At 71.5% G+C, this 25,049-nt stretch carries 21 protein-coding genes; 9 read left to right on the top strand and 12 right to left on the bottom strand.

Translation table 11 applies throughout. From position 1 onward, the window contains the following. Positions 1–48 precede the first annotated feature (48 nt). On the top strand, positions 49–939 hold the full coding sequence (locus F3T56_RS28635; protein ID WP_149828271.1) for a helix-turn-helix domain-containing GNAT family N-acetyltransferase: 891 nt from the start codon (positions 49–51) through the stop codon (positions 937–939). A 19-nt stretch (positions 940–958) separates the two neighbouring features. On the opposite strand, the gene F3T56_RS28630 is transcribed toward F3T56_RS28635, so the two are convergent. The 3 genes from F3T56_RS28630 to F3T56_RS28620 form a co-directional block, all read right to left on the bottom strand. Further along, positions 959–1,291, bottom strand: a complete 333-nt coding sequence (locus F3T56_RS28630; protein ID WP_149828270.1) for a hypothetical protein — start codon at positions 1,289–1,291, stop codon at positions 959–961. A gap of 128 nt (positions 1,292–1,419) precedes the next feature. Continuing rightward, positions 1,420–2,409: a malate dehydrogenase gene (locus F3T56_RS28625; protein WP_149828269.1), complete on the bottom strand. Its 990-nt coding sequence runs from the start codon at positions 2,407–2,409 to the stop codon at positions 1,420–1,422. Between the two features lie 466 nt (positions 2,410–2,875). After that, on the bottom strand, positions 2,876–4,090 hold the full coding sequence (locus tag F3T56_RS28620) for a helix-turn-helix domain-containing protein (RefSeq protein ID WP_149828268.1): 1,215 nt from the start codon (positions 4,088–4,090) through the stop codon (positions 2,876–2,878). A 581-nt stretch (positions 4,091–4,671) separates the two neighbouring features. Between F3T56_RS28620 and F3T56_RS28615 the strand changes: the two genes are divergently transcribed. Next, on the top strand, positions 4,672–5,214 hold the full coding sequence (locus F3T56_RS28615) for a peptidoglycan-binding domain-containing protein (RefSeq protein WP_149828267.1): 543 nt from the start codon (positions 4,672–4,674) through the stop codon (positions 5,212–5,214). A gap of 39 nt (positions 5,215–5,253) precedes the next feature. Here F3T56_RS28615 and F3T56_RS28610 read toward each other — a convergent pair whose 3' ends face one another. The 3 genes from F3T56_RS28610 to F3T56_RS28600 all read right to left on the bottom strand — a co-directional run bounded on the left by F3T56_RS28610 (position 5,254) and on the right by F3T56_RS28600 (position 7,690). Continuing rightward, positions 5,254–5,760, bottom strand: coding sequence for a helix-turn-helix domain-containing protein (locus F3T56_RS28610; RefSeq protein ID WP_149828266.1), 507 nt, complete (start codon positions 5,758–5,760; stop codon positions 5,254–5,256). 405 nt (positions 5,761–6,165) lie between these two features. Further along, positions 6,166–6,636, bottom strand: a complete 471-nt coding sequence (locus F3T56_RS28605; RefSeq protein WP_149828291.1) for a DUF3017 domain-containing protein — start codon at positions 6,634–6,636, stop codon at positions 6,166–6,168. A gap of 199 nt (positions 6,637–6,835) precedes the next feature. Next, a complete protein-coding gene (locus F3T56_RS28600; protein ID WP_149828265.1) occupies positions 6,836–7,690 on the bottom strand; it encodes a bifunctional methylenetetrahydrofolate dehydrogenase/methenyltetrahydrofolate cyclohydrolase in 855 nt (284 codons plus the stop codon). A 272-nt stretch (positions 7,691–7,962) separates the two neighbouring features. Here F3T56_RS28600 and F3T56_RS28595 point away from each other — a divergent pair, with 272 nt between their 5' ends. The 5 genes from F3T56_RS28595 (at position 7,963) to F3T56_RS28575 (ending at position 13,983) form a co-directional block, all read left to right on the top strand. Continuing rightward, positions 7,963–8,556 (top strand): hypothetical protein, encoded by a 594-nt coding sequence (locus tag F3T56_RS28595; protein WP_149828264.1) that lies wholly within the window; start codon positions 7,963–7,965, stop codon positions 8,554–8,556. A 225-nt stretch (positions 8,557–8,781) separates the two neighbouring features. After that, a complete protein-coding gene (locus F3T56_RS28590) occupies positions 8,782–9,525 on the top strand; it encodes an FHA domain-containing protein (protein ID WP_149828263.1) in 744 nt (247 codons plus the stop codon). Next, a complete protein-coding gene (locus F3T56_RS28585; protein WP_149828262.1) occupies positions 9,522–11,003 on the top strand; it encodes a serine/threonine-protein kinase in 1,482 nt (493 codons plus the stop codon). Before F3T56_RS28590 ends, F3T56_RS28585 begins: the two co-directional genes overlap by 4 nt. Positions 11,004–11,159: 156 nt before the next feature. Further along, complete coding sequence (locus F3T56_RS28580; RefSeq protein ID WP_149828261.1) at positions 11,160–11,711, top strand: peptidoglycan-binding domain-containing protein; 552 nt, start codon at positions 11,160–11,162, stop codon at positions 11,709–11,711. Between the two features lie 178 nt (positions 11,712–11,889). Continuing rightward, a complete protein-coding gene (locus F3T56_RS28575; RefSeq protein WP_149828260.1) occupies positions 11,890–13,983 on the top strand; it encodes a serine/threonine-protein kinase in 2,094 nt (697 codons plus the stop codon). A gap of 64 nt (positions 13,984–14,047) precedes the next feature. Here the strand turns inward: F3T56_RS28575 and purH are convergent, their stop codons facing one another. Further along, on the bottom strand, positions 14,048–15,625 hold the full coding sequence (gene purH / locus F3T56_RS28570; protein WP_149828259.1) for a bifunctional phosphoribosylaminoimidazolecarboxamide formyltransferase/IMP cyclohydrolase: 1,578 nt from the start codon (positions 15,623–15,625) through the stop codon (positions 14,048–14,050). Further along, a complete protein-coding gene (gene purN / locus F3T56_RS28565; RefSeq protein WP_149828258.1) occupies positions 15,622–16,251 on the bottom strand; it encodes a phosphoribosylglycinamide formyltransferase in 630 nt (209 codons plus the stop codon). The genes purH and purN overlap by 4 nt, the downstream gene beginning before the upstream one ends. Positions 16,252–16,600: 349 nt before the next feature. Here purN and F3T56_RS28560 point away from each other — a divergent pair, with 349 nt between their 5' ends. Beyond that, the gene (locus F3T56_RS28560; protein WP_149828257.1) at positions 16,601–17,440 is read left to right on the top strand and encodes a hypothetical protein; all 840 of its coding nucleotides are present in this window, start codon (positions 16,601–16,603) and stop codon (positions 17,438–17,440) included. A gap of 169 nt (positions 17,441–17,609) precedes the next feature. Here the strand turns inward: F3T56_RS28560 and F3T56_RS49805 are convergent, their stop codons facing one another. Then, positions 17,610–19,616 carry a cell division protein PerM gene (locus F3T56_RS49805; protein ID WP_425473640.1) on the bottom strand — a complete coding sequence of 669 codons (2,007 nt, stop codon included), beginning with the start codon at positions 19,614–19,616 and terminating at the stop codon, positions 17,610–17,612. Between the two features lie 122 nt (positions 19,617–19,738). Here F3T56_RS49805 and F3T56_RS28545 point away from each other — a divergent pair, with 122 nt between their 5' ends. Beyond that, positions 19,739–20,716 (top strand): SigE family RNA polymerase sigma factor, encoded by a 978-nt coding sequence (locus F3T56_RS28545; protein ID WP_425473637.1) that lies wholly within the window; start codon positions 19,739–19,741, stop codon positions 20,714–20,716. Positions 20,717–20,948: 232 nt separating this feature from the next. On the opposite strand, the gene sucD is transcribed toward F3T56_RS28545, so the two are convergent. The 3 genes from sucD to F3T56_RS28530 all read right to left on the bottom strand — a co-directional run bounded on the left by sucD (position 20,949) and on the right by F3T56_RS28530 (position 24,876). After that, on the bottom strand, positions 20,949–21,833 hold the full coding sequence (gene sucD / locus F3T56_RS28540) for a succinate--CoA ligase subunit alpha (protein ID WP_149828255.1): 885 nt from the start codon (positions 21,831–21,833) through the stop codon (positions 20,949–20,951). 21 nt (positions 21,834–21,854) lie between these two features. Continuing rightward, on the bottom strand, positions 21,855–23,033 hold the full coding sequence (sucC, locus tag F3T56_RS28535) for an ADP-forming succinate--CoA ligase subunit beta (protein WP_149828254.1): 1,179 nt from the start codon (positions 23,031–23,033) through the stop codon (positions 21,855–21,857). A gap of 694 nt (positions 23,034–23,727) precedes the next feature. Further along, positions 23,728–24,876: a hypothetical protein gene (locus F3T56_RS28530; RefSeq protein ID WP_149828253.1), complete on the bottom strand. Its 1,149-nt coding sequence runs from the start codon at positions 24,874–24,876 to the stop codon at positions 23,728–23,730. Positions 24,877–25,049: the final 173 nt, after the last annotated feature.

Genomic DNA, 25,049 nt, shown 5'->3' with positions numbered 1-25,049 from the left:
CACCAGTCATCGACACCTCCATAGTTCTTTGACTAAAGTCAAAGAACTATGGAGACCAAGCATGTCAGCAGTCTGCGCCGGTTCAACCGGTACTTCACCCGGCGGATCGGGGCCCTCGACGACCACTACCTCGGGCAGGACCGGCCGCTGGCCGAGGCGCGGATGCTGTTCGAGATCGGTGAGGCCGGAGGGGGCGGGGCCTCGCTCCGTGAGCTGCGTACCCGGCTCGGGCTGGACGCCGGGTATCTGAGTCGGATGGTGAAGTCGCTGGAGAGGCAGGGGCTGGTTCGGGTCGGGGTCCATGCCGAGGACAGCCGCGTGCGGGTCGCCGAGCTGACGTCGGCGGGGCGGGCCGAGTTCGCGGAGCAGAATCGGCGGTCCGACGCGCTGGCCGAGGGGCTGCTGCGGGGGTTGAGCGCGGAGCAGCGGGGGCAGTTGACCGGCGCCCTGCGGGCCGCGCAGCGGCTGCTGCGGCTGGCCGCGATCCGCGTCGAGGTCGTCGACGGGGATTCCGCCGACGGCCGGGCGTGCCTCGACGCGTACGCCGCCGACATCGACGCACGCTTTCCCGAGGGGTACGACCCGGCCACCCTCGTCCTGCCACACGAGGTCTCCGGGGACGCGGGGGCCCTGCTCGTCGCGTACGAGGAGGGGCGACCCGTGGCGTGCGGTGCGTTGCGGACGCTCGAGCCCGGCGTCGGGGAGATCAAGCATGTGTGGGTGCACCCCGAGGCCCGCCGGCTCGGGCTCGCGCGCCGCCTGCTGGACGCGCTGGAGCAACGGGCCGCCGAGCGCGGTTTCGACGTCGTACGCCTCGATACGCACGCCTCGTTGACGGAGGCCCAGGCGATGTACCGGGCGTGCGGGTACACCGAGATCCCCCGGTACAACGACGACGTGTACGCGTCCCACTTCTTCGAGAAGCAGCTTGCTCGGTGACGTCGATGCGCTTCAACTACTACTTCTGGGACGCCGCCGCCGACTTCGCCAGGGCCACGGCCGTGCTGAGGCTGAGGCCCGGTTCCGCGTCGCGCAGGGCCTTGATGGCCGCCACGGAGTCGACCGGGCCCGTGTGACCGGCCTCCGCCAGGCGCTCCTTCACCCAGCGGGCGCGCAGGGCCTGGTCGGAGGTGGCGACGGCCTCCTCGATGAGCTCGACGGCACGTTCCAGACCGGGGCGCTCCTCGGGGGTCGCCTCGGCTAGGGCCCGGCGTACGGTCTCGGCGATGGCGTCCGGGTCCCGTACGAAGAGCACGAGCTGGTCCTTGCGGGAAGAGGTGAGTCCGAACATGTGGATCATCGTGGTCGACAACGTCTGTGCCGCTCAAGGGACTTGAGCGGCATCTGAGCCCTACACGCCGAACAGGCCCCGTCCCGGTGAAACCGGGACGGGGCCTGTTCGAGCAACCTGTGAGTTGCTCAGATGAGGCCGAGGGCGCGGACCGCGTCGCGCTCCTCCGTCAGTTCCTGGACCGAGGCGTCGATGCGGGCGCGGGAGAACTCGTTGATCTCCAGGCCCTGGACGATCTCGTACTTGCCGTCCTTCACGGTGACCGGGAAGGAGGAGATGAGGCCCTCGGCGACACCGTAGGAACCGTCGGACGGGATGCCCATGGAGGCCCAGTCGCCCTCGGCGGTGCCGTTGACCCAGGTGTGGATGTGGTCGATCGCGGCGTTGGCGGCGGAGGCGGCCGACGAGGCGCCACGGGCCTCGATGATCGCGGCGCCGCGCTTGGCGACGGTCGGGATGAAGTCCTCGGCGAGCCACTTCTCGTCGTTGACAACCTCGGCGGCGTTCTTGCCGGCGACCGTGGCGTGGAAGATGTCCGGGTACTGGGTCGCGGAGTGGTTGCCCCAGATCGTGAGCTTCTTGATCTCGGAGACCGGGACGCCCGTCTTCTTCGACAGCTGGGTCAGCGCGCGGTTGTGGTCCAGGCGGGTCATCGCGGTGAAGCGCTCGGCCGGGACGTCCGGCGCGGCGGCCTGGGCGATGAGGGCGTTGGTGTTGGCCGGGTTGCCGACGACCAGGACCTTGATGTCGTCCGCGGCGTGGTCGTTGATGGCCTTGCCCTGCGGCTTGAAGATGCCGCCGTTGGCCTCAAGGAGGTCGCCGCGCTCCATGCCCTTGGTGCGGGGGCGGGCGCCGACGAGCAGGGCCACGTTGGCGCCGTCGAAGGCCACGTTCGGGTCGTCCGTGATGTCGATGCCCTGAAGGAGCGGGAAGGCGCAGTCGTCGAGCTCCATGGCGGTGCCCTCGGCGGCCTTCAGCGCCGGCGTGATCTCCAGCAGGCGGAGCTTGACCGGCACGTCCGCGCCGAGCAGCTGGCCGGAGGCGATGCGGAAGAGCAGGGCGTAACCGATCTGGCCGGCCGCGCCGGTGACGGTGACGTTCACGGGAGTGCGGGTCATGGCGTTCTCCGTATGACAGCTGGCGGTGGGGCGTCCCTACCCCTGGCGGGACGTACAAATGATCGATCTCTTGGCGTCAAGAGAGATCGGTGGTCAGGCTATCGCGCATCGGGGATCACGGACCGCCCGGTGTGTGTGGCCCACCCCACAGCCTGGCACCGCTCAGCGGGAAAGGCCGCATGAAGAGGCGGCCGCCGGTCCGGGAGAGGGGTGGACCGAGGCGGCCGCCAGGTGGGGTACCGGGCCGGGAGAGAGATGCCGGTCTCCCGGGCGGGCCGGATTCCCGTGGGGGTACTGTCCGCCTGCCCCGGACCGCGGAAGGCATTCCTCCTCGACCGCGATTACTTTTCCGATACAGCCCATTGCGAGGGGTTACGAGTCCCTTGCGCACGCAAGGGGCGCGCAGATTCATTCCGCGCGCCCCCCGTTCCAGGCCTTCAAGATTCCAGGCCTTCAAGACCGACGCCTACCCCGTGCACCCCTCCTGCCCGGTGGCAAGCGTCGCGCAGGCCGTGGCGTCGCCCGCGTCCTTCACGGCCACCATCGGGGTGTAGGCGATGGTGTCATTCGCCTCCTCGATGGCCGCCGTCTGCTTTGTCTTGCCGACGGTCACCTGGACCTCGTCGCCCGGCGCCGCCTGGGTGATGCGCGCCCAGGCCGCTCCGCAGGTCTTGCTGTAGCGGACCTCGACCCTGGTCGGGCCCACGAACTTCGCGTCGGTGGTCGTCACGAGGCTGCCGATGCACCCCATGGTCTCGGGGTCCTTGCCGTCGCAGTCCTTGCCGCTGCACTTGACGCCGTCCGGGAGGTTGGGGTTCGTGACGGCCGTGGTCTGCGGGGACGTCGGCTTGTCCGCCGCGTCGTCCTTCCCGTCGCCGTTCGTGAAGAGGAAGGCAGCCGCGATCACGACGAGCGCGCCGACGACTCCCGCGAGGAACATGGGCAGCCGCCGCCTGGCCGACGAGTCACCGTCGTCGGGGCGCCCGGCACCGCCCTGCGGCGGACCGAAGACCCCGGGTGGGGCCGACGCACCGCCGGGCACACTCGCCGATGACGCCGGTGTCACCGAGGAGGGCGGTTCTCCGTACGACGCCGGGGACGATGCCGGGGCCGACGCCGAAGGAGTGGCACCCCAGCTGACACGAGGTGCGCCACCGGCAGCGGCGGAAGGCCCGGAGGACGGGGCCGACGAACCGCCGTACGACGGGCGCGGCCTGCGCTCCTCCCCCGGCGGCTGCGCCTGCGGCGGGACCGTCGGCGAGACGCCCGCCGGGCCTGCCACGCCCGGCGTCGCGGTCGCGCTCCGGCTCGCCCTGCCGTTCTTGCCGCCCCTGACGCCCTTGACGGTCGACTGGCCGCCCGTCTCGCCCAGCGCGGCCCGCGCCTGGGAGATACGGATGGCCTCCATGGTCATGTCGTGGCGCATCTCCGAGCGGCTCCAGGCGCGCTCGGCCAGCTCCCACATGGTCGTCAGATGGATGGGATTGGTACCGGTCACCTCGGCCAGCGCGACGATCGCGCCTTTCGGCGCGAGCAGTCTGCCGTTGAGATACCGCTCCCAGGACGTTTTGCTGTAGCCCGTGCGGTCGGCCACCGCGGCGATGCTCATTCCACTGCGGTCGACGAGCCTGCGCAACTGGCCCGCGAACTCCCTGACCTGTGGATCGAGTTCATCGGGCAAGGCCCTCCAACGAGGCATTGCTTCCCCCCTCTTCCCCCTGAACGTCTCTGAACTTCCCCCCCGTGCCGACTGTCCCCGTGCCGACTATCCCTGTGCCGACTATCGCCGCGCCGCGCATGATGCCCTCGCTGATCCTGGTCCGGGACCGAGCCCGAGGCTCTCCGAAGCCTCTCCCCGAGGCCCCTCTCCGAAGCCCCGTTCTGGACTACCCATGGGGATGCTCCCGGTCGGGATGTCAGTTCCCGGGAAGGGGGCGTGCGGGAGCATTTCGGGCTGGGCATACACCTTTGCACGCCCTCTACCGGTCTGCGGTCCAGTGTCCCACCGGCATCCCGGGTTGCCGGGCGGAATTGCCGGTCCGCGCGCGGGACGTCCCGGACCGTCCCAAATGCTCATGTTAGCCCTGGTGTTGAGTGGATCGGCGGTGAATTATCGAACTTGTCAACACATCGACACAACGACCACACATGCACAGTCACGCGAGTCGAACCGAGTCAGCCAAGTCGAACGAGGGCTCGCATTGCTCATACTGCTCGCGCTGCTCGTACGCATCGACGGTCAATGGGGACCAGGGGGATCACATGCAACACAAGGCCAGGCTGCTGCTCGCGGCCGTCGCCGTGACGGCCTCCGCCGGGCTCGCGCTCGGCGCCGCCGTTCCGCACGCCACGGCATCCGGGCCGTACGTCGCGTACGTCGTCGACGGCTCCGGCGACGCGGCGGGCGACTGGGGCGACGAGGGCACGCTCTCCGTCAACCAGCACTCCAGGAGCAACGCGACGCGGCTGTGGCAGACCGTGCTGTCCGCCGACGGCGCCAAGTGGAAGGACGCCGGCGGGGATCTGCACACCTTCACCGCGTCGGACATCGACGGGATCTTCGGCTGGAAGACCCGCTCGGCGACGAAGTACTGGCAGCGGGAGGAGGGTCTGGAGGACATCGACGGCATCGTCGGCAAGGAGACCTTCGGGCAGGCCGACGGCTACCTGTACGGGCCGTACAGCGACGGCGAGGTCACGTACACGGGCTCGGCGTACGAGGTGTCCTTCAAGCGGCTCGACGGGGAGTACTACGTCAAGGTCGGCTCGAAGTGGAAGGTCGCCGCGTACAACTGGCGGAGCTGAGGGGCCGGTTGAGGCCGGGACCCGTTGAGACCGGGGCCGTCACGACAGCGTGATGGCCCCTATCAGTGCGACGCCGATGCCGACGAGGGCGAGGAGCGCGAGGACGGCGAGCGCGGCGTAGAGGGCCAGGCGGCCGGGTGGCCTGGTCCTCGGTTCCTCGACGGGGGTGTCCCACCAGGGGAGGGTGGGGTCGTCCTCGTACGCCTCCGCCTCGGCCTCTGTCATCGCCGGCCCCGTCCCGGCGGTGTCCGTCGGCCGGCCCGCGGTCGTTGCCGCCGGGCGCGGCCAGACCCGTACGGCCAACTCCCAGCGCACCCCGAAGCGTTCGGGGTCCTCCCCCGCGACCCGGCACAGGGCGACGACGGCTTGGCGGGGCGGGGGCTGGGTGCCGTTGAGGTACCGCTGCCAGGAGGACTTGCTGTACGCGGTACGGGCGCCGAGCGCGACCAGACTGAGTCCCGTGCGGTCCTTGAGCAGCCGCAACTGCTCCACGAAGTGCTGAACCTCCGGGGGGAGTTCGTCCGGCAGCGGCTGCCAGGCGCTCATCGGCTGCCTCCTCGGCTTCGGGCGGGGTCCGACCAGGGGACAAGGGTCTGAGTAAGCGGGTTGGGTAAGGGGGGCTGAGTCAGGCGTCTGAGCAAGTGACGACGGTGGCGGGCGACCGGTTCCCACCGGCGCGAACGCCGCTCCCGGGGCTGATTCTGGCGGCGCCGTGGAGTGATTCCAACGGCGCGCCGGGGTGAGAGGTGAGACGGGGCGTGCCCCGGAGTGATGACGCGCGGGTGCCGTCGTCGTGGCGCCGTACGGACACCTTGGCGGAATGGTCACTTCCGTGCCACAGCGGCCTGACAGGTGTTGAACAGCACGTTCGCCGTGCACGAGTGTGGATCGCGACGGCGGTCCGTCCTTACTCGGGGGAGGGGATGGGCCGCCGTCGCATGTGTCCGCCCCTCAATCCGTCTCTTCCCCGACGGTGAAGTGCAGCGTGTCCTTGAGGAAGGGGATCTCCAGCAACGGCTTGGGCTGGGCCATGAGCGCGAGGAGCACGATGGCGGTGCCCAGGGCGACGTACGTGACCATGTCGGTGAAGCGGGAGCGCACGGCCAGCATGCCGACGTCCGGTACGACCCATCGCAGCACCGCCCCGGCGAGCAGGGCGCCGCCGATCAGGATCGTGCCGATCCGGAACGCGTCGAACGCGGTGACCAGCAGCCCGAGTGCCACGGTGCACAGCACGGCGAGGATCGGCCACTGCCGAGCGGGCGCGGGCGCGTCACGGGGCGCCGCACGCCCACCGCCCTCGGGCCGCGCCGTGTCCTTGGTGAACATCGGGAACCGCCGGGTGGTACGCACGGGTTCCCCGTCGACCCCGGGAGCACTGACGGGGTCCCGCACCTCGATCTCCTCCGCGGCCCGCGCCATGGTCTCCTTCTCCGAGGTCCCGTTCTCCAACGCCTTGGAGCTCCCGCTCGCCCCGGAGCCCCCCGGCTTCCCGGCTCGCCCCGACGCGCCCGGCGGCTTCGCCGAGCCGTCGGCCGATGCCCGCGCCCCCTCGGCCTTCTCCGACGCCCGGGGCCCGGCCGGCCTCCCCTTCTTGCCCGGCAGCCCCTCGGCGCTGCCGTCAGCCGACACTGCGCTCCGCCGCCTCGACCACGTTGACGAGCAGCTGGGCGCGGGTCATCGGGCCGACGCCGCCGGGGTTGGGGGAGATCCAGCCGGCGACCTCGGCGACGCCGGGGTGAACGTCTCCGACGATCTTGCCCTCGGCGGAGCGGGAGACACCGACGTCGAGGACGGCGGCGCCCGGCTTCACGTCCTCAGGGCGGACGAGGTGGGCCGAGCCGGCGGCGGCGACGATGATGTCGGCGCGCCTGAGGTGGGCGGACAGATCACGCGTACCGGTGTGGCACTGGGTCACCGTCGCGTTCTCGCTGCGCCGGGTGAGGAGGAGCGGCATCGGGCGGCCGATGGTCACACCGCGGCCGACGACCACGACCTCGGCGCCCTTGATCTCGACGCCGTGCCGGCGAAGGAGGGTGAGGATGCCGTTGGGGGTGCAGGGCAGCGGGGCGGGCTCGTTCAGGACGAGGCGCCCGAGGTTCATCGGGTGGAGGCCGTCGGCGTCCTTGTCGGGGTTCATCAGTTCGAGGACGCGGTTCTCGTCGATGCCCCTGGGAAGCGGCAGCTGGACGATGTAGCCGGTGCAGGCGGGGTCCTCGTTGAGCTCCCGCACCACCGCCTCGATCTCCTCCTGGGTGGCGGTCGCGGGCAGTTCGCGCTGGATGGAGGCGATGCCGACCTGCGCGCAGTCGCGGTGCTTGCCGGCGACGTACTTCTGGCTGCCGGGGTCGTCCCCGACCAGGATCGTGCCGAGTCCGGGCGTGACGCCCTTCTCCTTCAGCGCCGCCACACGGGCGGTCAGCTCGGACTTGATCTCGGCTGCGGTGGCCTTGCCATCGAGAATCTGGGCGGTCATGGGCCCAATCTTCGCGGATGACCCGGCCCCGGTTCCAATCCGGCCGTCCCTTGGACACCCCGTGGACCCACAGAGCCCGTGTCCGACAAGATCGGATGTGTTGCACTTGCACAACGTCCGAGGAATGTGGCTGGACATCTGAGCGGGCGCATAAAACGATTGGGGCACAGTGCCGCGGGCACTGCCGGGGGATGTGACCAGTTCAAAGATTCAGGACATTCCTCCGAACCGTGCCTCGCGTCCCCGCACAAGGCAACGGAGGAAACCCCGCCATGAGCTTCGGCGACCCGAACAACCCGTACGGCCAGCCCCAGCAGCCGCCGCAGCAGCCGCAGAACCAGGGCTACGGCTACCCGCAGCAGGGCCAGCCCCAGCAGCAGCCGGGCTACGGCTACCCGGCCGCCCCGCCGGTCTCCCAGGGATACGGCGGCGGCTACCCGACCGCACCCACGACCATGCCCAGCACGGTCAACTCGGCCCGCGTGATGCTCTGGGTCATCGTCGGCCTCCAGGTGATCGGCGTACTCCTGTACGGCATCGGCGCGGCGGCCGTGAGCGCGGCCAGCGACAGCACCGAGGACCCCGCGCTCCAGGACGCGCTCGGCGACATCCCGGTCGGCCTCATGTGGGCGATGGCCGTGTTCGCGGTGGCCTGGCTCGTCTACGCGATCATGCTCGCGGTGAAGTTCAACACCGGCGGCAACGGCGTACGTGTCGCGGCGCTGGTCTTCGGCGTCATCACCGCGGTGCTGGGCATCTACCCGTTCTTCCTGATCGGTCTCGTCCACCTGGTGCTGGGCATCCTGATCGCCGTCTTCGTCGGCAACGCGAACGGCAAGGCGTGGTTCAACCGCCCGCGCTACTGAGCCGCCGAGCACTCTGAGGGGCCGTACCCGCGGGAAGGGGTACGGCCCTTCGGCGCGTTCAACAACGGCTATGACGGCGACACCGGCGACGGGCTGCTCGTCCGCTCCCACAAGTGGGCACACCGGCCTGCTGATTCGCTCACACCTGCTTGAATCGTTCACAGCAAACGCGGTTGAACAGGCCCCCTTTACGCTGACGTTCCGCAGAAGAGAAGAGGACACGGCATGCACAGCATCATCGTGGTGCCTCCGGAGTGCGGCCGGCCGCGGGAGCAGATACGTATCGCCTCAGGCGAGCGGATCTCCTTCGGCCGTGCGGAGACGGGCAACGACCTGACGATCGTCCACGAGGGCGTGTCCCGCGTGGCCGGGGAGATCACCGCACTCCACGCCTTCTGGATCCTGAGCAACCACAGCACGGACCAGACCTACGTGGTGGAGAACCCGGAGGGCGCGGGCGAGCACATCAAGGTCGCGCCCGGCCGTCAGGACGCCCCCGTACCGTTCGAGTTCTCGCGGGTCGTGCTGCCCGCCGCCGGCGATCTGCTGAGCTTCGACGTCTGGGCGCCACGCCACAGTTACCGCTCCCGTGACGACCACGCCGGACTCGGCGGCGGGGCCACGGCTCCGGCGTTCTCGCTGGACCGCACCAAGCGGTACTTCGCCGTACTGACCGCCCTGTGCGAGCCCAGGCTGCGCGGTGAACCGCACGCACCGCTGCCCACCGTCGACCAGGTCGTCGAGCGGCTCCGCCCGACCTGGCCCGCGGCCACCCGTTCCGCCGTCTACTGGAACATCGACTACCTGGCGGTCAAGCTGCGCCTCAAGCCTTCACCGGACAGCGGTGAGCCCGGCCTGCGCCACAACGGCAAGAAGGAGTCGCTGGTCTCGCTCGCCCTGCGCTTCGACCTCGTGTGCGAGGACGACCTCGTCGTGCTGGCCGCCGTCCCGAGCGAAGTGACCGGGTGACCGGGTCGACGCACGCCGTGCCGGTTCCGCACGGCTATCGGGTGGGCCGGTGGGAGGTGCGCGAGCCGCTGGCGTCCGGCGCGTTCGGCACCGTCTACACCGCCCGGCGCGCCGGCGGCGAGGAGCCGGGGCTGCCCCGCCGGGCGGCGCTGAAGTTCCTCCCGACCGGCACCCGCACCCCGCGCCGGTTGCGGCATCTGCGGGAACTGGTCGAGCGCGAGGTGAAGTTGCTGGAGCGCTTGCGTTCGCCACGGCTGATCCGGATGTACGAGGTGCTCACGGTCGACGACCCGGAGCAGCCGGAGCTCGACGGCGCCACCGTCCTGGTCCTGGAGGAGGCCGCGGGTTCCCTGGAGACCCTGCTGGACCGCACCCCGGCCCCCGGCTCCGGCCCGACGCTTCTCGCCCAGGTCTGCGAGGGCCTGCACCAGCTGCACCACGCGGGCTGGGTGCACGGCGACCTCAAGCCCGCCAACGTCCTGCTGATGGCGGACGGTTCGGTACGGCTCGCCGACTTCGGCATGGCGGCCGAACTGGAGGGCACCCACGCCTACGCCCCCGCGTTCGCCACCCCCGACTACACCCCGCCCGAGCTGCTCTGGGCCGAGCTCGGCGAACGCGGTGCCCGGACCCGCCCCACCGCCGACATCTGGGCCTTCGGCGTCCTCGCCCACCTCGTCCTCACCGGGGAGCACCCGCTGCCCGGCGGCACCACCGCGGCCCGTACGGACGCGGCGGTGCGCTACGCGCGCGGCATCGACGGCCTCCGCCCGCACCCCGAACTCCCCGCCCCCTGGCGGGAGATCGTCACCGACTGCCTCGCCCGCGCGCGCAAGGAGCGGCCCACGGCGGCCGAGCTGCTGCGCCGCGTGGAACAGGCCGCAGGCGTCACCCGCTCCGGCCGCCTGCCGAGGCTGCGCCCCCGCTTCTGGCGCCGGCACCCCGTCCTGGCGGCGGCCCTCGCGACCGTGCTCCTCGCGACGACGGGAACGGCCGTGGCGGCGTACACGCACGTGGTCCCCGAAGACGGGACTCCCGTCTACCGGGCCCTGCCCGAGGCGGCGGCCTTCCCCACCGGCCCGGACGGCCAGGTCGTCTACGGCTACCACCGCTGCCCGGCGGACAGTGTCTGCTTCTTCAGCGAGCACAACGGCAACGGCGACATGTGCAGTTGGCAGGGCGACGACACGGACTGGCAGTCCGGCGAGGAGACGTGCGCTTGGGCCGCCGACCGGCCCGTCCGGTCGGTCTTCAACAACATCTCGGACGAGCGGGAACGCCGCGATGTGGCGTACTACCGGGGCACCGGCTTCCAGCCCGCCGGCTACGACCGCCGCCGCTGGGCCCAGCGGACCGGCTGCAGCTCCGTCAACAGCATGGGCAATCTGGCGGGCACCTACGCGCCGCTGTCGCACGAGCTGCTCGACAACTGCTCGTCCAAGCCGACGTTGTGGAGCCTGCTCTCGTCAATCTGGTGAGCCGACGCCACACGGACGAGTACCCCCTGAAACATTCGAGGTACCGCTCGCGCCTCCGCACCCGCAAAGTCGCATGTGCGTCGTCCGGAGGGGGGACGGCGTACGCACGGCCCACGCACCACGCACCACGCACCACACCAACGGGGAAGGAACACCATGAATTTCCGCACGACTCGTGCCCGCCTGGCCACCGCCGCCGTGGGCGCCGCCGCCTCGGGCGCCCTGATCCTGGGCGTCTCGCCCGCCTCGGCCACGGCCGCCCAGGGCTTCATGACCGGCTCCGGCACCCAGGGGAACGACTGGGGCGGCGAGGGCACCGTGTCGGCCACCAAGTACGCGAAGACCAACGTCAGCTGCCTGTGGCAGAGGATCCTCTGGGCCGAGGGCGCCACCGAGAAGAACGGCACCAAGTTCGACAACGGGGACGTCGACGGCATCTTCGGCTCCAACACCACCTTCGCCACCAAGAACCTGCAGAAGCGCTGGAAGCTTTCGCGCGACGGCATGGTCGGGCCCAAGACGTTCGACAAGGCGGACAACAAGCTGAGGTTCGACTCGGGCAGCACGGGCCCCAAGAAGACCCTCTACCTCCGGTACGACGGCGCGGCCTACGACTTCCGCGTGCGGCGCGCCCCCAACGGCCAGTACGCGTTCTACGAGGACGGCGCCTGGAAGCTCGCGACCTACAAGGGCCGCACCTGCAAGTAGGCCGTCCCACCCGGGCCCTCGGCAAGGAGGACCCCGGCGTACGCCGAACCTTCACGGCCCGCCGGTCCCGTACCGGCGGGCCGTCCGGCGCCCGCACGGTAGTCTCTCGTCAACTCACGTTGCCCATAAGACCGTTGCGGCAGCGCACGATCAGAGAGAACACCAACTCGGGGGAACCATGTCAGACCAGCGGCCCGAGCCGCCTCCGTACTCCCCGGCGTCCGGTGACGCCGCACTGGAGCAAACGGGCGCGACCCCGCTGAAGCCGTCGGACCCGGGACGCCTCGGACCGTACGTACCGCTGGGGCTGCTCGGCAGCGGCGGCATGGGCCGGGTCTATCTGGCGCTGCCCGCCGGTGGGGGTACCTCCCGCTCGAGCGCAGCCGAGAGTGGGGGAGGGCCGGGGCTCGCCGCGGTGAAGGTGATCCGCCCGGAGTACGCCGAGGACACCGAGTTCCGCCGCCGTTTCCAGCGCGAGGCCGGGGTGCACGAGCGGGTCCGCACGCCGTACGCGCCGCGACTGCTGGGCACCGGCTTCGAGAACCAGGACGAGGACGGACTGCTGTGGATGGCCACGCAGTACCTGCCCGGTCTCAACCTCGCCGACGCGGTCCGCGAGTGCGGCACACTGCCGCCCGCCGGGGCCTGGCGGCTGGTGGGCGAACTGGGACGCGCCCTCACCGCGCTGGCCGCCGCCGGGGTCGTGCACCGCGATCTCAAGCCGTCCAACGTGCTGCTGTCCGCCGACGGCGTCCACGTCATCGACTTCGGCATCTCGCAGGCCGTGGACAGCAGCGCGATCACCACGACCGGCAGCCGGGTCGGCACGCCCGCGTACATGTCGCCCGAGTACCTGCGGGACGGCCGCTGCGACTCCGCCTCGGACGTCTTCTCACTCGCCGGGACACTGGTGTACGCCGTCGCCGGGCACGCCCCCTTCGGCGACGGTACCGGCGTGGACGTCATGCACCGGGTCGCGTTCGAGGAGCCCAAGCCGGAGGTCATGGCCGAACTCACGGCCGCCGATCCGGGGTTGGCCGCCCTGCTCTCCGCCTGCCTCGCCAAGGACCCCGCCGGACGGCCCGCTCCGGGCCACCTCGTCGAGTCCGCCACGGCCGCCGCCCGCACCCACGGCCCCGGCCTGCCCTGGCCCGACCCGCTCAACTCCCGCCTATTGGCCCGCCGCCGGTCCTGCGACCTCCTCACCCACGCCACCGCCCGCCAGACCGGCCACTTCCGCGCCCCCACCGAACGCGTCAAGGCCCCCGCCCCGACCCCGGGCTTCGGGCCGGCCACACCACCGGGGGCGTACGGGACGGCCACACCACCGGAGGCGTACGGGACGGCCACACCACCGGAGGCGTACGGGACGGCCACACCGCCGTCCGGCGGGTATGGGGAACAGACACCGGCCGGGGCGTACGGGGCGCCCGCACCGGCGGGGGCGCAGGGAGCGCCGGCTCCGGCGGGCCCGCAGGGGGCACACACTCCGCCGGGTGCCTATGGGGCGCCGGCGTCTGCCGGGGCGTACGGGCCGCCGCCGGGGCCGGGCGCGCAGGGTCCCGCGGCCGCGTCGGCATCCGCTTCTGCATCCGGTTCGGCGGTCACGTCCGTGTCCACGTCGGCCAAGCCGCGGCGGAAGAAGCCGTACTTCGCCGTCGTGGCCGCGTTGGCGGTCTGTGCCGTCGCCGCGAGCGCCTACTTCGTCACGCGTCCGGCGGGCGACGACGACTCGGCCTCCGCCGCACCGACGGCCTCCACGACCACGGCCCCCGACGGCGAGGCGGCCTCCCCGCTGCCCGGTTCCTCGGCCTCGGCCTCCCCATCCACCAGCCAGGAAAAGGAGAAGGGGAAGAAGAAGGACAAGGGAACCCCGTCCGCCGATCCCACGGACGCGACGGCACCCACACCCACCCGCGCCGCCACCCCCACGTCCGGAGGATCCTCGGGCGGCGACGAGGGCGACAACGCCACGACCGCCACCCCCACGCCCACGAAGACCGCGACGAAACCCGCGACCCCGGCGTGGCTCTCCCAGTGCAATCACTACTCCGGCACGGAGCTCACGGACCGCGGCGACAAGGGAGAGCGCGTCCTCCAGGTGCAGTGCATGCTCACCAAGCGCGGCTACAGCGTCGGCGGCTCGGGCGTGGACGGCGAGTTCGGCCCGGACACGGAGTCCGCGGTCCGGCTGTTCCAGAGCGACAAGGGGCTTACGGTCGACGGCGACGTCGGCGTCAACACCTGGGCGGCGCTGCGCAGGTCGACGTAGGGCCCGATACGGCGAGGGCCCGCCGGTCGGTGACCACCGGCGGGCCCCGCAGTGGGTGTGCGGCTCAGTGGAAGAAGTGCCGCGTGCCCGTGAAGTACATCGTGATGCCCGCCTTCTGCGCGGCCTCGACGACGAGTTCGTCGCGGACGGACCCGCCCGGCTGCACGATGGCCTTGACGCCGGCGGCGCCCAGGACGTCGATGTTGTCCGGGAACGGGAAGAAGGCGTCCGAGGCGACGTACGAGCCCCGCGCACGCTCCTCACCGGCCCGCTCCACGGCGAGCTTGCAGGAGTCGACGCGGTTGACCTGCCCCATGCCGACGCCGACCGAGGCCCCGTCCTTGGCGAGGAGGATCGCGTTGGACTTGACGGCGCGGCAGGCCCGCCAGGCGAAGGCCAACTCGGCGAGCTCCGGCTCGGACAGCGCCTCACCCGTTGCCAGGGTCCAGTTGGCGGGGTCGTCGCCCTCGGCCTGGAAGACGTCCGTCACCTGGGCCAGTCCGCCGCCGTCGATCGGGCGGAACTCCGCGGCCGGCTCCGGCGCCTCGGGGCAGCGCAGCACACGGATGTTCTTCTTCTTGGCGAGCGCTTCGAGGGCGCCCTCCTCGTAGTCGGGCGCGACGATGACCTCGGTGAAGATCTCGGCGACCTGCTCCGCCATCTCCTTGCTGACCGGCCGGTTGACGGCGATGACCCCGCCGAACGCCGACAGCGGGTCACAGGCGTGCGCCTTGCGGTGCGCCTCGGCGACATCGGCACCGATCGCGATACCGCACGGGTTGGCGTGCTTGATGATCGCGACGGCCGGCTCGGCGTGGTCGTACGCGGCACGGCGGGCGGCGTCCGTGTCCGTGTAGTTGTTGTACGACATCTCCTTGCCGTGCAGCTGCTCGGCACCGGCAAGGCCACCGCAGCCGCCTGTGTAGAGGGCGGCGGGCTGGTGCGGGTTCTCGCCGTAGCGCAGGATCTGCTTGCGCTCGTACGTCACGCCGATGAAGTTCGGGAACTCCTCGCCGTCACCGGCGTACTCGCCGAGGAACCAGCCGGCGACCGCCACGTCGTACTCGGCCGTGTGCCGGAATGCCTCGGCGGCGAGCCGTTTGCGGGTGGCGAGGTCGAAACCGCCGTCGCGCACGGCGGCGAGGACGTCGCCGTACCGGGCGGGGCTGGTGACGACGGCGACCGAGGGGTGGTTCTTGGCGGCGGCGCGGACCATCGACGGACCGCCGATGTCGATCTGCTCGACACACTCGTCGGGCGTGGCGCCCGAGGCGACGGTCTCCTGGAACGGGTAGAGGTTCACGACGACGAGGTCGAACGGCTCCACGCCCAGCTCCGCGAGCTGCCGCCGGTGGTCCTCGAGCCGCAGGTCGGCGAGGATGCCGGCGTGCACGCGCGGGTGCAGGGTCTTGACCCGGCCGTCCAGGCACTCGGGGAAGCCGGTGAGCTCCTCGACCTTGGTGACGGGGACACCGGCGGCGGCGATCTTCGCGGCGGTGGAGCCGGTGGAGACGAGTTCGACGCCCGCCTCGTTCAGGCCGCGCGCGAGGTCTTCGAGGCCCGTCTTGTCGTAGACGCTGACAAGCGCGCGACGGATGCCCCGCTTGCCGCTCTCGGCCGTGACAGTGCTGTCGGCGGTCACTGGATAACTACCTTTCGTCCCTCAATGCGATAGCCGTTGCGGGCGAGCCGCCCCACGACATCGACGAGCAGCCTTCGCTCGACTTCCTTGATGCGCTCGTGCAGAGCGCTCTCGTCGTCCTCGTCCCGGACCTCCACCACGCCCTGGGCGATGATCGGTCCGGTGTCGACGCCGTCGTCGACGAAGTGGACGGTGCAGCCGGTGACCCTGGCGCCGTACGCGAGCGCGTCCCGCACACCGTGGGCTCCGGGAAAACTGGGCAGCAGGGCGGGGTGCGTGTTCACGATCCGCCCGCCGAAACGCGCGAGGAACTCCTTGCCGAGGATCTTCATGAACCCGGCGGACACGACGAGATCGGGCTCGTACGCGGCGACGGCCTCGGTGAGGGCGGCGTCCCACTCCTCGCGCGTCCCGTAGTCCTTGACGCGGCGGACGAACGTCGGCATCCCGGCGCGCTCGGCCCGGGCGAGGCCTTCGATGCCGCCGCGATCGGCCCCGACGGCCACGATCTCGGCGCCGTAGGCCTCGACGCCGGTCGTCGCGATGGCATCCAGCAGCGCCTGGAGGTTGGTGCCGGATCCGGATACCAGCACGACGAGGCGCTTGGCCACGGGCTTGGCGGCCACGGTGGGGCCCTTTCTCGGGGGAGCGGTGCGGTGATGCGCGGGCGACCCGTATGTGCATTCATACGAATGCTTCGCGTCCCGGTATACGGGGAAGTCTACGAAGCGGCCGACCGTCAGCAACGATACCGGCACACCGGGCGGCCCCCGTGGGACGGGGGCGTGGCCGGAAGGTAGCGTCTGCGAGGAGCGGGCTCGGGAACGCGGTCGGTGTGTGGGGCGTTCACGAAGTGACAGCTCATGCCGTAGCAGCAGATTTCACCGCCGTATACGTATCCACCGCCGTGTTGGTCACCTTGCTCGCCTTGTTCTCGTACTCACCGATCTCACCAATGGGGAAGACGCACTCCTGATGCCGGATCGCAGCCTCCGCCTTCCTTCGCTCCTGCTGCGTGAGCGGAGCTCCTCTCCCACGCCTCCGCGCGAGAGCGAGGACGCCGCCGGACAGCCCGAGCAGTCCGGGGAGCCCGGACGGGGCCAGGGCTCCGCGGGTGGGCGGGGTCCGGGGGCGGGTTCCTCCGACGACAACCCGTTCGCGCCGCCGCCCGAGGGCACGCCCGACCGGCCCTGGCAGCCGCGCCGGCCCGCGGACGGGCAGGACTCCGACGGCGGAGGTCACGGTCACGGTCCTGGTGGCGGTGGTCATGCGCCGTGGGGCAGTCAGTGGAGCGACCGGCAGCCCGGCCGCTCGACCGGCGGGCACTTCGGCGAGCGCCCGGGTGGGCAGGGCAGGCCGGGCGGTCCCGGCCAGGGCCCCGAGGGCGGGCCGGGCACCGGGCTGCGCTGGGACCCGACGGACCCCGCCCAGCGGCGTGCGCGGTACGCGCTGCTCTCCGGCATGTGGGCCTTCTTCTTCGCCCTCTTCGCCTGGCCGTACATGGCCCTGCTGCTCGGCTCCCTGGCCATGTACTGGGCCATCAGCGCCCTGCGCGCCAAGCCCGCCGCCCCGGACCCGACCCGGCCGGCGGCCCCCGCCGAGCCGAGCGGGCGCCCCCAGAAGACCGCGGCCATCAGCGGCCTGGTGACCTCGTCCCTCGCCCTCGCCATGGTCGCCGCCACCTTCACGACCCAGTTCGTCTACCGGGACTACTACACCTGCGTCAACGACGCCCTCACCACAGCGTCGGAGAAGTCCTGCAAGGAACTCCTGCCCGAGGGACCGGTACGGGAACTGCTGGGCAACGCTCGCTGAGGGGTCTGCGGGAGGGGACGCGTTCGCCTGTACGTCAACGGGGCGCCGTCGTCGGTGCGTACGGCACCGGGGCGCCGCCCGGCGCCGCCGGTGCGCCATGGGTGCACCAGCGGCGGGACCGTCACGGGACGGTGCGAGGGGGAAGGATGCGGGAGCTGTAGGGGCAGGGTCAGGAGGCCTCGCCGGTCGCTTCCTGTGGGTCGATGGCGTGTCCGACGCCGGGTCCGGGTCCGGCTCCGAGTCCGGGCCCGGGTCGGGTTCCCGAGGTCGGCTCGGAGGCGGGGGCTGACGGCGGCGGAGATCCGGCCAGGGAGGACGGGCCCACGAAGAGCCCGGCCGTGAAGGGCTGGTCCGCGCGGGCCTCAGCTGTGTACGGCGGGTCGGTTGTGTACGGCAGGTCGGTGAAGACCTCACGCGAAGCGGCCACGCCCAGCCCCGTCGACGCCTCCCGCTCGCATGGAAGGGAGCCCGGCACCGCCGCTCCCGGCTCATGCGGAAGGGCCCCAGGTGTCACAGCGCCCGACTCTGCCTGGTGAGCGACGGAGCTGAGCCCCGCCGCCGCTCCCGCCCCACCCTGAAGAACCCCCGAGCCAGCTACCGCCACCCCTGACTCACCCTGGTGAACCCCGGCACTGAGTCCGGCCGCTCCCGGCTCGCCCTGATGAATGCCGGAGCTGAACGCAGCCGCTTCCCGCTTGTCTTGGAGCGTCCCGGCCGACGCCACTCCCGGCTTCCGCCGGAACCCTCGGAACCACCTTCCCCTATCCGCCATGTCTGTCCTCTCCGCCCTGTCCGTTTCCGGCCCCGTCGCCCCCTTCCTGCGCCGGAACATCCCACCCTTCGTGGCCTCCCGCCCTCCCCGGAACACGCCCCCCGTCGTCGCCTTCCCCTCTCCTCGCGGCTTCTGCGGCGCCGTCGCCGACCCCGTCGCCGACCCCTTCCGTTGCCGTACGTGCCACCAGCGGGCCGCGAGGGCCACCGGCGGCGCCACCGCAGCCATCCAGGCCCCGGCCGCGCCGCCCGTCTGCCACCAGAGGGGGCCGACGTGGGCGAGGGCGGCGAGGCCGAGGGGGCCGGCGGCGAGGAGGGTGAGGAAGGCGAAGGCCAGGGCGCAGAGGGCGGCGGCGAGGAGGGTCGCGGCGGTGGTGCGCCGGGCGGACCAGGGGGCGCCCGGCTCCACGGCAGCCCGGGCCGCCGTGAAGCAGCCCACCGTCACCCCCGCGGCCAGGGGCACCGCCCCCACCCCCCAGGTCAGCGGCGTGAGCGCGCCCCCCGGCACCGCGGCGAGCAACGGCAACGGCGGCAGCATGGTGGCGGCCGGAGCCGCCGTGACCAAGGGCCCGACGGCATGCCCGGCGCCCAGGACGAACCCCGGGCCGAGCGCGTAGGCCGCTCCCCACACCGCCGCGTTCGGCACCAGGGCCACACACAGCAGCAGTACGGCGAAACGGCCCGACCACCCCTCGGTGAGCTGGAGGAAGGAGCCGCGGGCGGTGTCGCCGTGCCACACCAGGGACACCGCCACGAGCAGGGCACCGCCGCCGACCAGCACCAGCACGCCCGCCCCGGCGGCGCGTCCGGCGGCGGACGTGAGCCGCCGTCGCCACTCTGTCTCCGGGGCGCCGCCCAGAGAGGCGGGCAGGCGCAGTTGGGGGCGCCCGCGCGCCGTCCACATCCCCGTGCCCGCCGCGAGCGCCGCCAGCAACGGTACGCAGACGGGGGCCCACAGCCACGAGGGCCGCAGCGCCCCACCCGAGGCGTACAGCGTGACGGCGACACCGACGGCCGTGTAGCCGATGACGAGACCGACCCATGTCATACGGGCCCTCGTCCCGAACCCGGCGTTCGCGTGATCGCAGGCCGAGCGGTACAGCAGGACCGTCGGCAGGGCGACCAGCAGCAAGGGGACGAGGCCCACGGGGGCGGGATCGCCCGAGAGCGTGTCCGTGCGGATCAGCTCCACGCCGTGGGACAGCAGCCACAGCGCCGCCGCCACGTGCAGCGCCCCGCCCGGCCCGCTGTCCGGGTACGGCGAACTGATCCACAACACCGTCACGAGCGCGGCGAACGCCCCGAGCCCGAGCCCCGCCGCCAGCAGCCCGCCGAGCAGCCCGGCGGCCAGCTTGGACTGCCGGCGCGGCGTCGGCCAACCGCGGTCAGCGGGGTGGTCCGGCACGGCGGTCGGATCGTTCGGGCCGTTGCCGTCGGCCGCACTTTTTGGACGTTTTTGGTCTTTTGGGTCGGTCGCGTGCGTCACGCGGCCATGCTCCCAACGACACGCGCTTTACCGGCGTAACGATGGATTCACGCACGTGTCGCCCAATATGTGCTTATGTGTTTTTTCGTACGAGGGTCAGCGACACGCGAGGCGAACCGGTGACCGGGGCCCCCGGCGAGCAGTCCGAGTGGTACCAGCAGCCCCTCCGCACGGACGCCGACGCCGACGTTCCCGACCTGGCGCCCCCGCCCTTGACGCCCGCCCAGGCCTTCGACGCGCTCTACGCGTACTGCGCCCCCACCCTCGTACAGCAGACCTACCTGCTCACCGGGCGGCGCCAACAGGCCCGCGACGCGGTGGAACGCGCCTTCCAACTCGCCTGGCAGCGCTGGCCGGAGGTGGCCGTCGACCGCGACCCGGCCGGGTGGGTGCGGGCGACGGCACACGAGTACGCCCTCTCCCCCTGGCACCGACTACGCCCCCGCATCCCCCTCTCCTTCCGCCACCTGGAGCCACAGCCGGACGACCCCACCGGCCGCGCCCTGCTCGACGTACTGATGAAACTGCCGCCCCCGTACCGGCGCACCCTCGTCCTCTACGACGGTCTCGGCCTCGACCTGCCCGAAACAGCCGCTGAGACGGAGGCGAGCACGGCCGCCACGGCGGGCCGCCTCATGTACGCCCGCGCGACGGTGGCCGCCCACCTCCCGGAACCGGTCGCGCCCGACACGCTGCACCGCCTGCTGGCCGAACTCCCCGCCGGAATCCGCCCCCGCCCCACCAAACCGATCGCGCTCCGCGCCCGGGCCGACCTCCGCGCCCGCCGCTGGATCCACGCCGCCATCGCCTTCACCACCCTCCTCCTCACCACCACCGCCCTGACCCTCCACACCGCCCCCGACCACTACGAACCCCCGATCCCCCAAGGCACCCCCATCCGCGGAGTACCACCGAGAACAGCCCCCGGCCCTCTCTCCGAGTCCGAACTGGAACTCCGCGCAAAACTCAGATCAGAGTCAACAGCAGGCCCAGAACGCCTACACCCAGAACCCAACTGAGCCCGTCGTAGCTGCGGGCAATCGTGCCGCTGGGGCGATGGGGGTACCTCCCGCTCGAGCGAAGTCGAGAGTGGGGGAGGGTCGGCGCAGCGGCACCTCGTAGCGCCTGGCAACGCACCCATCCCCCGCCCAGCCCCAAATGCCGGGTACCCACAAACGCCGGCGGGCCCGCACCCCAAAGGGGTACGGGCCCGTCCGACGTTCAGCCGAAGCAGAGGCTGGCCAGAAGACCTCAGCCGCCCAGGATCTCGCGCGCCAGCTTCGCCGTCTCGGTCGGCGTCTTGCCGACCTTGACACCGGCGGCCTCGAGGGCCTCCTTCTTCGCGGCGGCCGTACCGGAGGACCCGGACACGATGGCACCGGCGTGACCCATGGTCTTGCCCTCGGGCGCGGTGAAGCCCGCGACGTAGCCGACGACCGGCTTCTTCACGTTCGCCTTGATGAAATCGGCGGCCCGCTCCTCCGCGTCGCCACCGATCTCACCGATCATCACGATGAGGTCGGTGTCGGGGTCGGCCTCGAACGCGGCGAGCGCGTCGATGTGCGTCGTACCGATGACCGGGTCGCCACCGATACCGACGGCCGACGAGAAGCCGATGTCACGGAGCTCGTACATCATCTGGTACGTCAGCGTGCCGGACTTCGAGACGAGACCGATACGGCCCGGCTTGGTGATGTCACCGGGGATGATGCCGGCGTTCGACTGACCGGGGGTGATCAGACCCGGGCAGTTCGGACCGATGATGCGGGTCTTGTTGCCCTTCTCGACCGCGTACGCGTAGAACGCGGCGGAGTCGTGGACCGCGATGCCCTCGGTGATGACGACGGCCAGCGGAATCTCCGCGTCGATCGCCTCGACGACGGCGGCCTTGGCGAAGGCCGGCGGCACGAAGAGGACGGACACGTTCGCACCCGTCTTCTCGATCGCCTCGTCGACGGTGCCGAAGACCGGGATCTCGGTGCCGTCGACGTCGACGCTCGTGCCCGCCTTGCGCGGGTTCACGCCACCGACGATGTTCGTGCCGTCGGCCAGCATGAGCTTGGTGTGCTTCATGCCCGTGGCACCGGTCATGCCCTGGACGATGACCTTGCTGTCCTTGTTGAGGAAGATAGCCATGGCTGTCTGTGTCCCTCTTCCTTACTTCGCAGCCGCGAGCTCGGCGGCCTTGTCGGCCGCGCCGTCCATGGTGTCCACGCGCTGCACCAGCGGGTGGTTGGCGTCGGAGAGGATCTTGCGACCCAGCTCGGCGTTGTTGCCGTCCAGACGGACGACCAGCGGCTTGGTGACTTCCTCACCGCGGTCCGCGAGCAGCTGCAGCGCCTGCACGATGCCGTTGGCGACCTCGTCACAGGCGGTGATGCCACCGAAGACGTTGACGAACACGGACTTGACGTCCGGGTCGCCGAGGATGATCTCCAGGCCGTTCGCCATGACGGCGGCGGAGGCGCCACCGCCGATGTCGAGGAAGTTGGCGGGCTTGACGCCACCGTGCGCCTCACCGGCGTACGCGACGACGTCCAGGGTGCTCATGACGAGACCCGCGCCGTTGCCGATGATGCCGACCTCACCGTCGAGCTTGACGTAGTTGAGGTTCTTCTCCTTGGCCGCGGCCTCGAGGGGGTTCGCCGACGCGTGGTCGACGAGCGCCTCGTGCTCCGGCTGACGGAACTCGGCGTTCTCGTCCAGGGAGACCTTGCCGTCGAGGGCGATGACGTCACCGGAGGCGACCTTCGCCAGCGGGTTGACCTCGACGAGGAGCGCGTCCTCGGCGACGAAGGTCTTCCACAGGGTGACGAGGATGTCGGCGACCTTGTCGGCGACCTCGGCCGGGAAGTTGGCGGCCTCGACGATGCCGCGCGCGACCTCGGGGGTCACACCCTCGTTGGCGTCGATCGGGGTCTTTGCGACGGCCTCGGGGCGGGTGGCCGCCACCTCCTCGATCTCCACGCCGCCCTCGACGGAGGCGATGGAGAGGAAGGTGCGGTTGGTGCGGTCGAGAAGGAAGGAGACGTAGTACTCCTCGACGATTTCCGGAGCGGTCTCGGCGATCATCACCTTGTGGACCGTGTGGCCCTTGATGTCCATGCCGAGGATGTCCGTCGCGCGGGCGACGGCCTCGTCCGGGGTGGCGGCGAGCTTGACGCCGCCGGCCTTGCCTCGACCACCGACCTTCACCTGCGCCTTGACGACGGACTTGCCGCCCAGACGCTCGGTGATCTCGCGCGCCGCCTCAGGCGTGTCGATGACTTCACCGGCCAGCACCGGTACATCGTGCTTGGCGAAGAGGTCCCTCGCCTGGTACTCGAACAGGTCCACGCGCTTCCGTCCCTATCAGTGATCTCGCGGTTCGTTGGATGCGTGGGCGTGCCGCGAGGGCAACGTGACGACCGCATGTGTCCGCTGTGTCACAAGGGATGCGCACACGGTGTCCGAGCGCGCGGCATGTCCGTCTCGCAGGTTATCGCTGCTTTAGGGAGGCCCCTAAATCGCGGGTCACACCTGAGCGGTGATACCTGTCACATGATGCCGCGCTCACTGGCACGGCGTGCCGCGAGTGCGGAGCCTCACCGGGCGGGGGTGCGCCCGGTGAGGCTCCTCCAAGGCCCTCCAATGGCTGTGAAGGGCCCCCGGCGGGTGATCTCCTCCCCAATGGGGACCACCCGCCACCATCCACCGGCGTCCGCCCGGACATGACCGACGGGTTTCGGCCGTCCGGATTTCGACCGGCGGAGGGTCAAGTCGTGGTTACGCGCCCTGTTTGCGTCCTGCGGCGGTCAGATGGCACGCGAGACGTAGCCCGGGGTGACGGAATCGGCGACGCCCGCTACGCCGGTGACCGCGTTCGCGGCCAGCGGGCCGACGGTGTCGCCGACCGTGCCGGTGAGGTCCTGGGCGAACGGGGCGACGAGGGCTGTCGTCCGGGACTCCGGGGAAGTGGAGGGGATGCCCGGACGGCGGGCAGACCTGTTCCGCCTCCGCGCGACAGGTCAGGCGGGGGTGAAGGTCTGCCCTAGCCGGGGAACTCGGGGATGTCCCGGTGGCGGTCCCGGGTCCCGTGCGCGGCGTCGGCCGCGGTGGCGCCGGGCACGAGGCTCAGCGGCGCCTGGTGAAGAGAGGTGACGGCGTGCGGCTCGGCGTGGCGCGGCCCGCCGTTGTCGACCGCGGAGTGCCCGCCGAGCGCGCCTGTCGGAAGTCCGTCGGGGCCCTGCTGTACGGGCGTCCGCGCGACTCGCGCGTCCCCGGCATCGGCGGCCCGGTGAGCCACCGGCACGGCCACCGCATCGCCGACGGCGCCGACATGCGGCCCGTGGACGACGGGCTCCGGGCCGGCCGCCCGCTCACGGTCGCCGTCCACGATCGCGCCCGGTCGCTCGGACTCGGCCCCGCCCGGCAACTGCGGCGTCACGTCGGCCGGCAGAGTCTCCCCCGGCAACGCGGGCCACACCGGCAGCCCGGGCAGTTCCGGAAGCCCCGGGACACCAGGCAGCGACGGCAACTCGGCCACCGGCGGAAACTGCGACGGCACCCCGACCAGCCCCTCGGTCACCGACTCCACCACATCACCGATCGGCCGCACGACCCCTTCGGCGACGGGCTGCACGAGACCCTCGGTGACCGGCCGCACAAGGCCCTCGGTGACGGGCTGTACAAGGTCTTCGGTGACGGGCTGTACGACGTCGTCAGTGACCGGCCGCACGACCTGCTCGCTGACCGGCCGCACGAGGCCGTGGGTGACCGGCCGCACGACCTGTTCGGCGGCCGGCTCGACGACGTGCCGCGTGACCGGCTCGACGACGTGTACGCCGACCGGCGGCACCGCGCGGCCCGCCGGGCCGGCGGCGTCGGTGACGGTGTCCGAGACGGCGGCCGTGGGCCGGGGTGCGGGATCGGGCGAGGTGTCGCGTGAAGTGCCGGGCGCGCCGTCGGGCGCATTCTCGACGGAGGCCGCCGAACCGCCGATCTCCTGGACCTCGCTGGTGATCGAGGCGAGCGGTGAGGTCGCAGTCCCCTCCGCCGCGCTCGCCCGCTCCCCGCAGAGAAGCCCCAGCACGAACAACCCACCCACCAGCAGCACCACTTGCAACACCCGGCGCCCGGCGGCCCCGCGTATCACGCGCGGAGCGGCACCGGCACCGAGCGGCGTGGCTGCTGAGGACAAAGCGGGGCGGGTCCTTCCGTGCGGCGGAACGACGGAGTACGGGGCGAAGTTGCGCGAGATGCGAACGCCCGTGTGAAGGCTGTGAAGTGTTGTCGATCCTCGCACGGGACGCCCGCGGTCGCGCAAGCCCTCCGTCACCGATGCGTTGCCATGTCCGCTTTTCAACCCCCCTT

Source organism: Streptomyces tailanensis, from assembly GCF_008386495.1.
Lineage (GTDB): Bacteria > Actinomycetota > Actinomycetes > Streptomycetales > Streptomycetaceae > Streptomyces > Streptomyces tailanensis.
The sequence above is the reverse complement of the archived record's forward strand: the minus strand, read 5'-3'. Positions and strand labels throughout refer to the sequence as shown.

Excerpts from the sequence above, each read along its gene's own strand:
- F3T56_RS28635 (WP_149828271.1), top strand. The coding sequence starts at position 49 with ATGGAGACCAAGCATGTCAGCAGTCTGCGCCGGTTCAACCGGTACTTC.
- F3T56_RS28580 (WP_149828261.1), top strand. The coding sequence starts at position 11,160 with ATGAATTTCCGCACGACTCGTGCCCGCCTGGCCACCGCCGCCGTGGGC.
- F3T56_RS28600 (WP_149828265.1), bottom strand. The coding sequence starts at position 7,690 with ATGACCGCCCAGATTCTCGATGGCAAGGCCACCGCAGCCGAGATCAAG.
- sucD (WP_149828255.1), bottom strand. The coding sequence starts at position 21,833 with ATGGCTATCTTCCTCAACAAGGACAGCAAGGTCATCGTCCAGGGCATG.
- F3T56_RS28605 (WP_149828291.1), bottom strand. The coding sequence starts at position 6,636 with ATGGCGCGGGCCGCGGAGGAGATCGAGGTGCGGGACCCCGTCAGTGCT.
- F3T56_RS28595 (WP_149828264.1), top strand. The coding sequence starts at position 7,963 with ATGAGCTTCGGCGACCCGAACAACCCGTACGGCCAGCCCCAGCAGCCG.
- F3T56_RS28625 (WP_149828269.1), bottom strand. The coding sequence starts at position 2,409 with ATGACCCGCACTCCCGTGAACGTCACCGTCACCGGCGCGGCCGGCCAG.
- F3T56_RS28545 (WP_425473637.1), top strand. The coding sequence starts at position 19,739 with ATGGATTCACGCACGTGTCGCCCAATATGTGCTTATGTGTTTTTTCGT.
- F3T56_RS28630 (WP_149828270.1), bottom strand. The coding sequence starts at position 1,291 with ATGTTCGGACTCACCTCTTCCCGCAAGGACCAGCTCGTGCTCTTCGTA.
- F3T56_RS28615 (WP_149828267.1), top strand. The coding sequence starts at position 4,672 with ATGCAACACAAGGCCAGGCTGCTGCTCGCGGCCGTCGCCGTGACGGCC.
- F3T56_RS28590 (WP_149828263.1), top strand. The coding sequence starts at position 8,782 with ATGCACAGCATCATCGTGGTGCCTCCGGAGTGCGGCCGGCCGCGGGAG.
- F3T56_RS28560 (WP_149828257.1), top strand. The coding sequence starts at position 16,601 with ATGCCGGATCGCAGCCTCCGCCTTCCTTCGCTCCTGCTGCGTGAGCGG.
- F3T56_RS28575 (WP_149828260.1), top strand. The coding sequence starts at position 11,890 with ATGTCAGACCAGCGGCCCGAGCCGCCTCCGTACTCCCCGGCGTCCGGT.
- F3T56_RS28610 (WP_149828266.1), bottom strand. The coding sequence starts at position 5,760 with ATGAGCGCCTGGCAGCCGCTGCCGGACGAACTCCCCCCGGAGGTTCAG.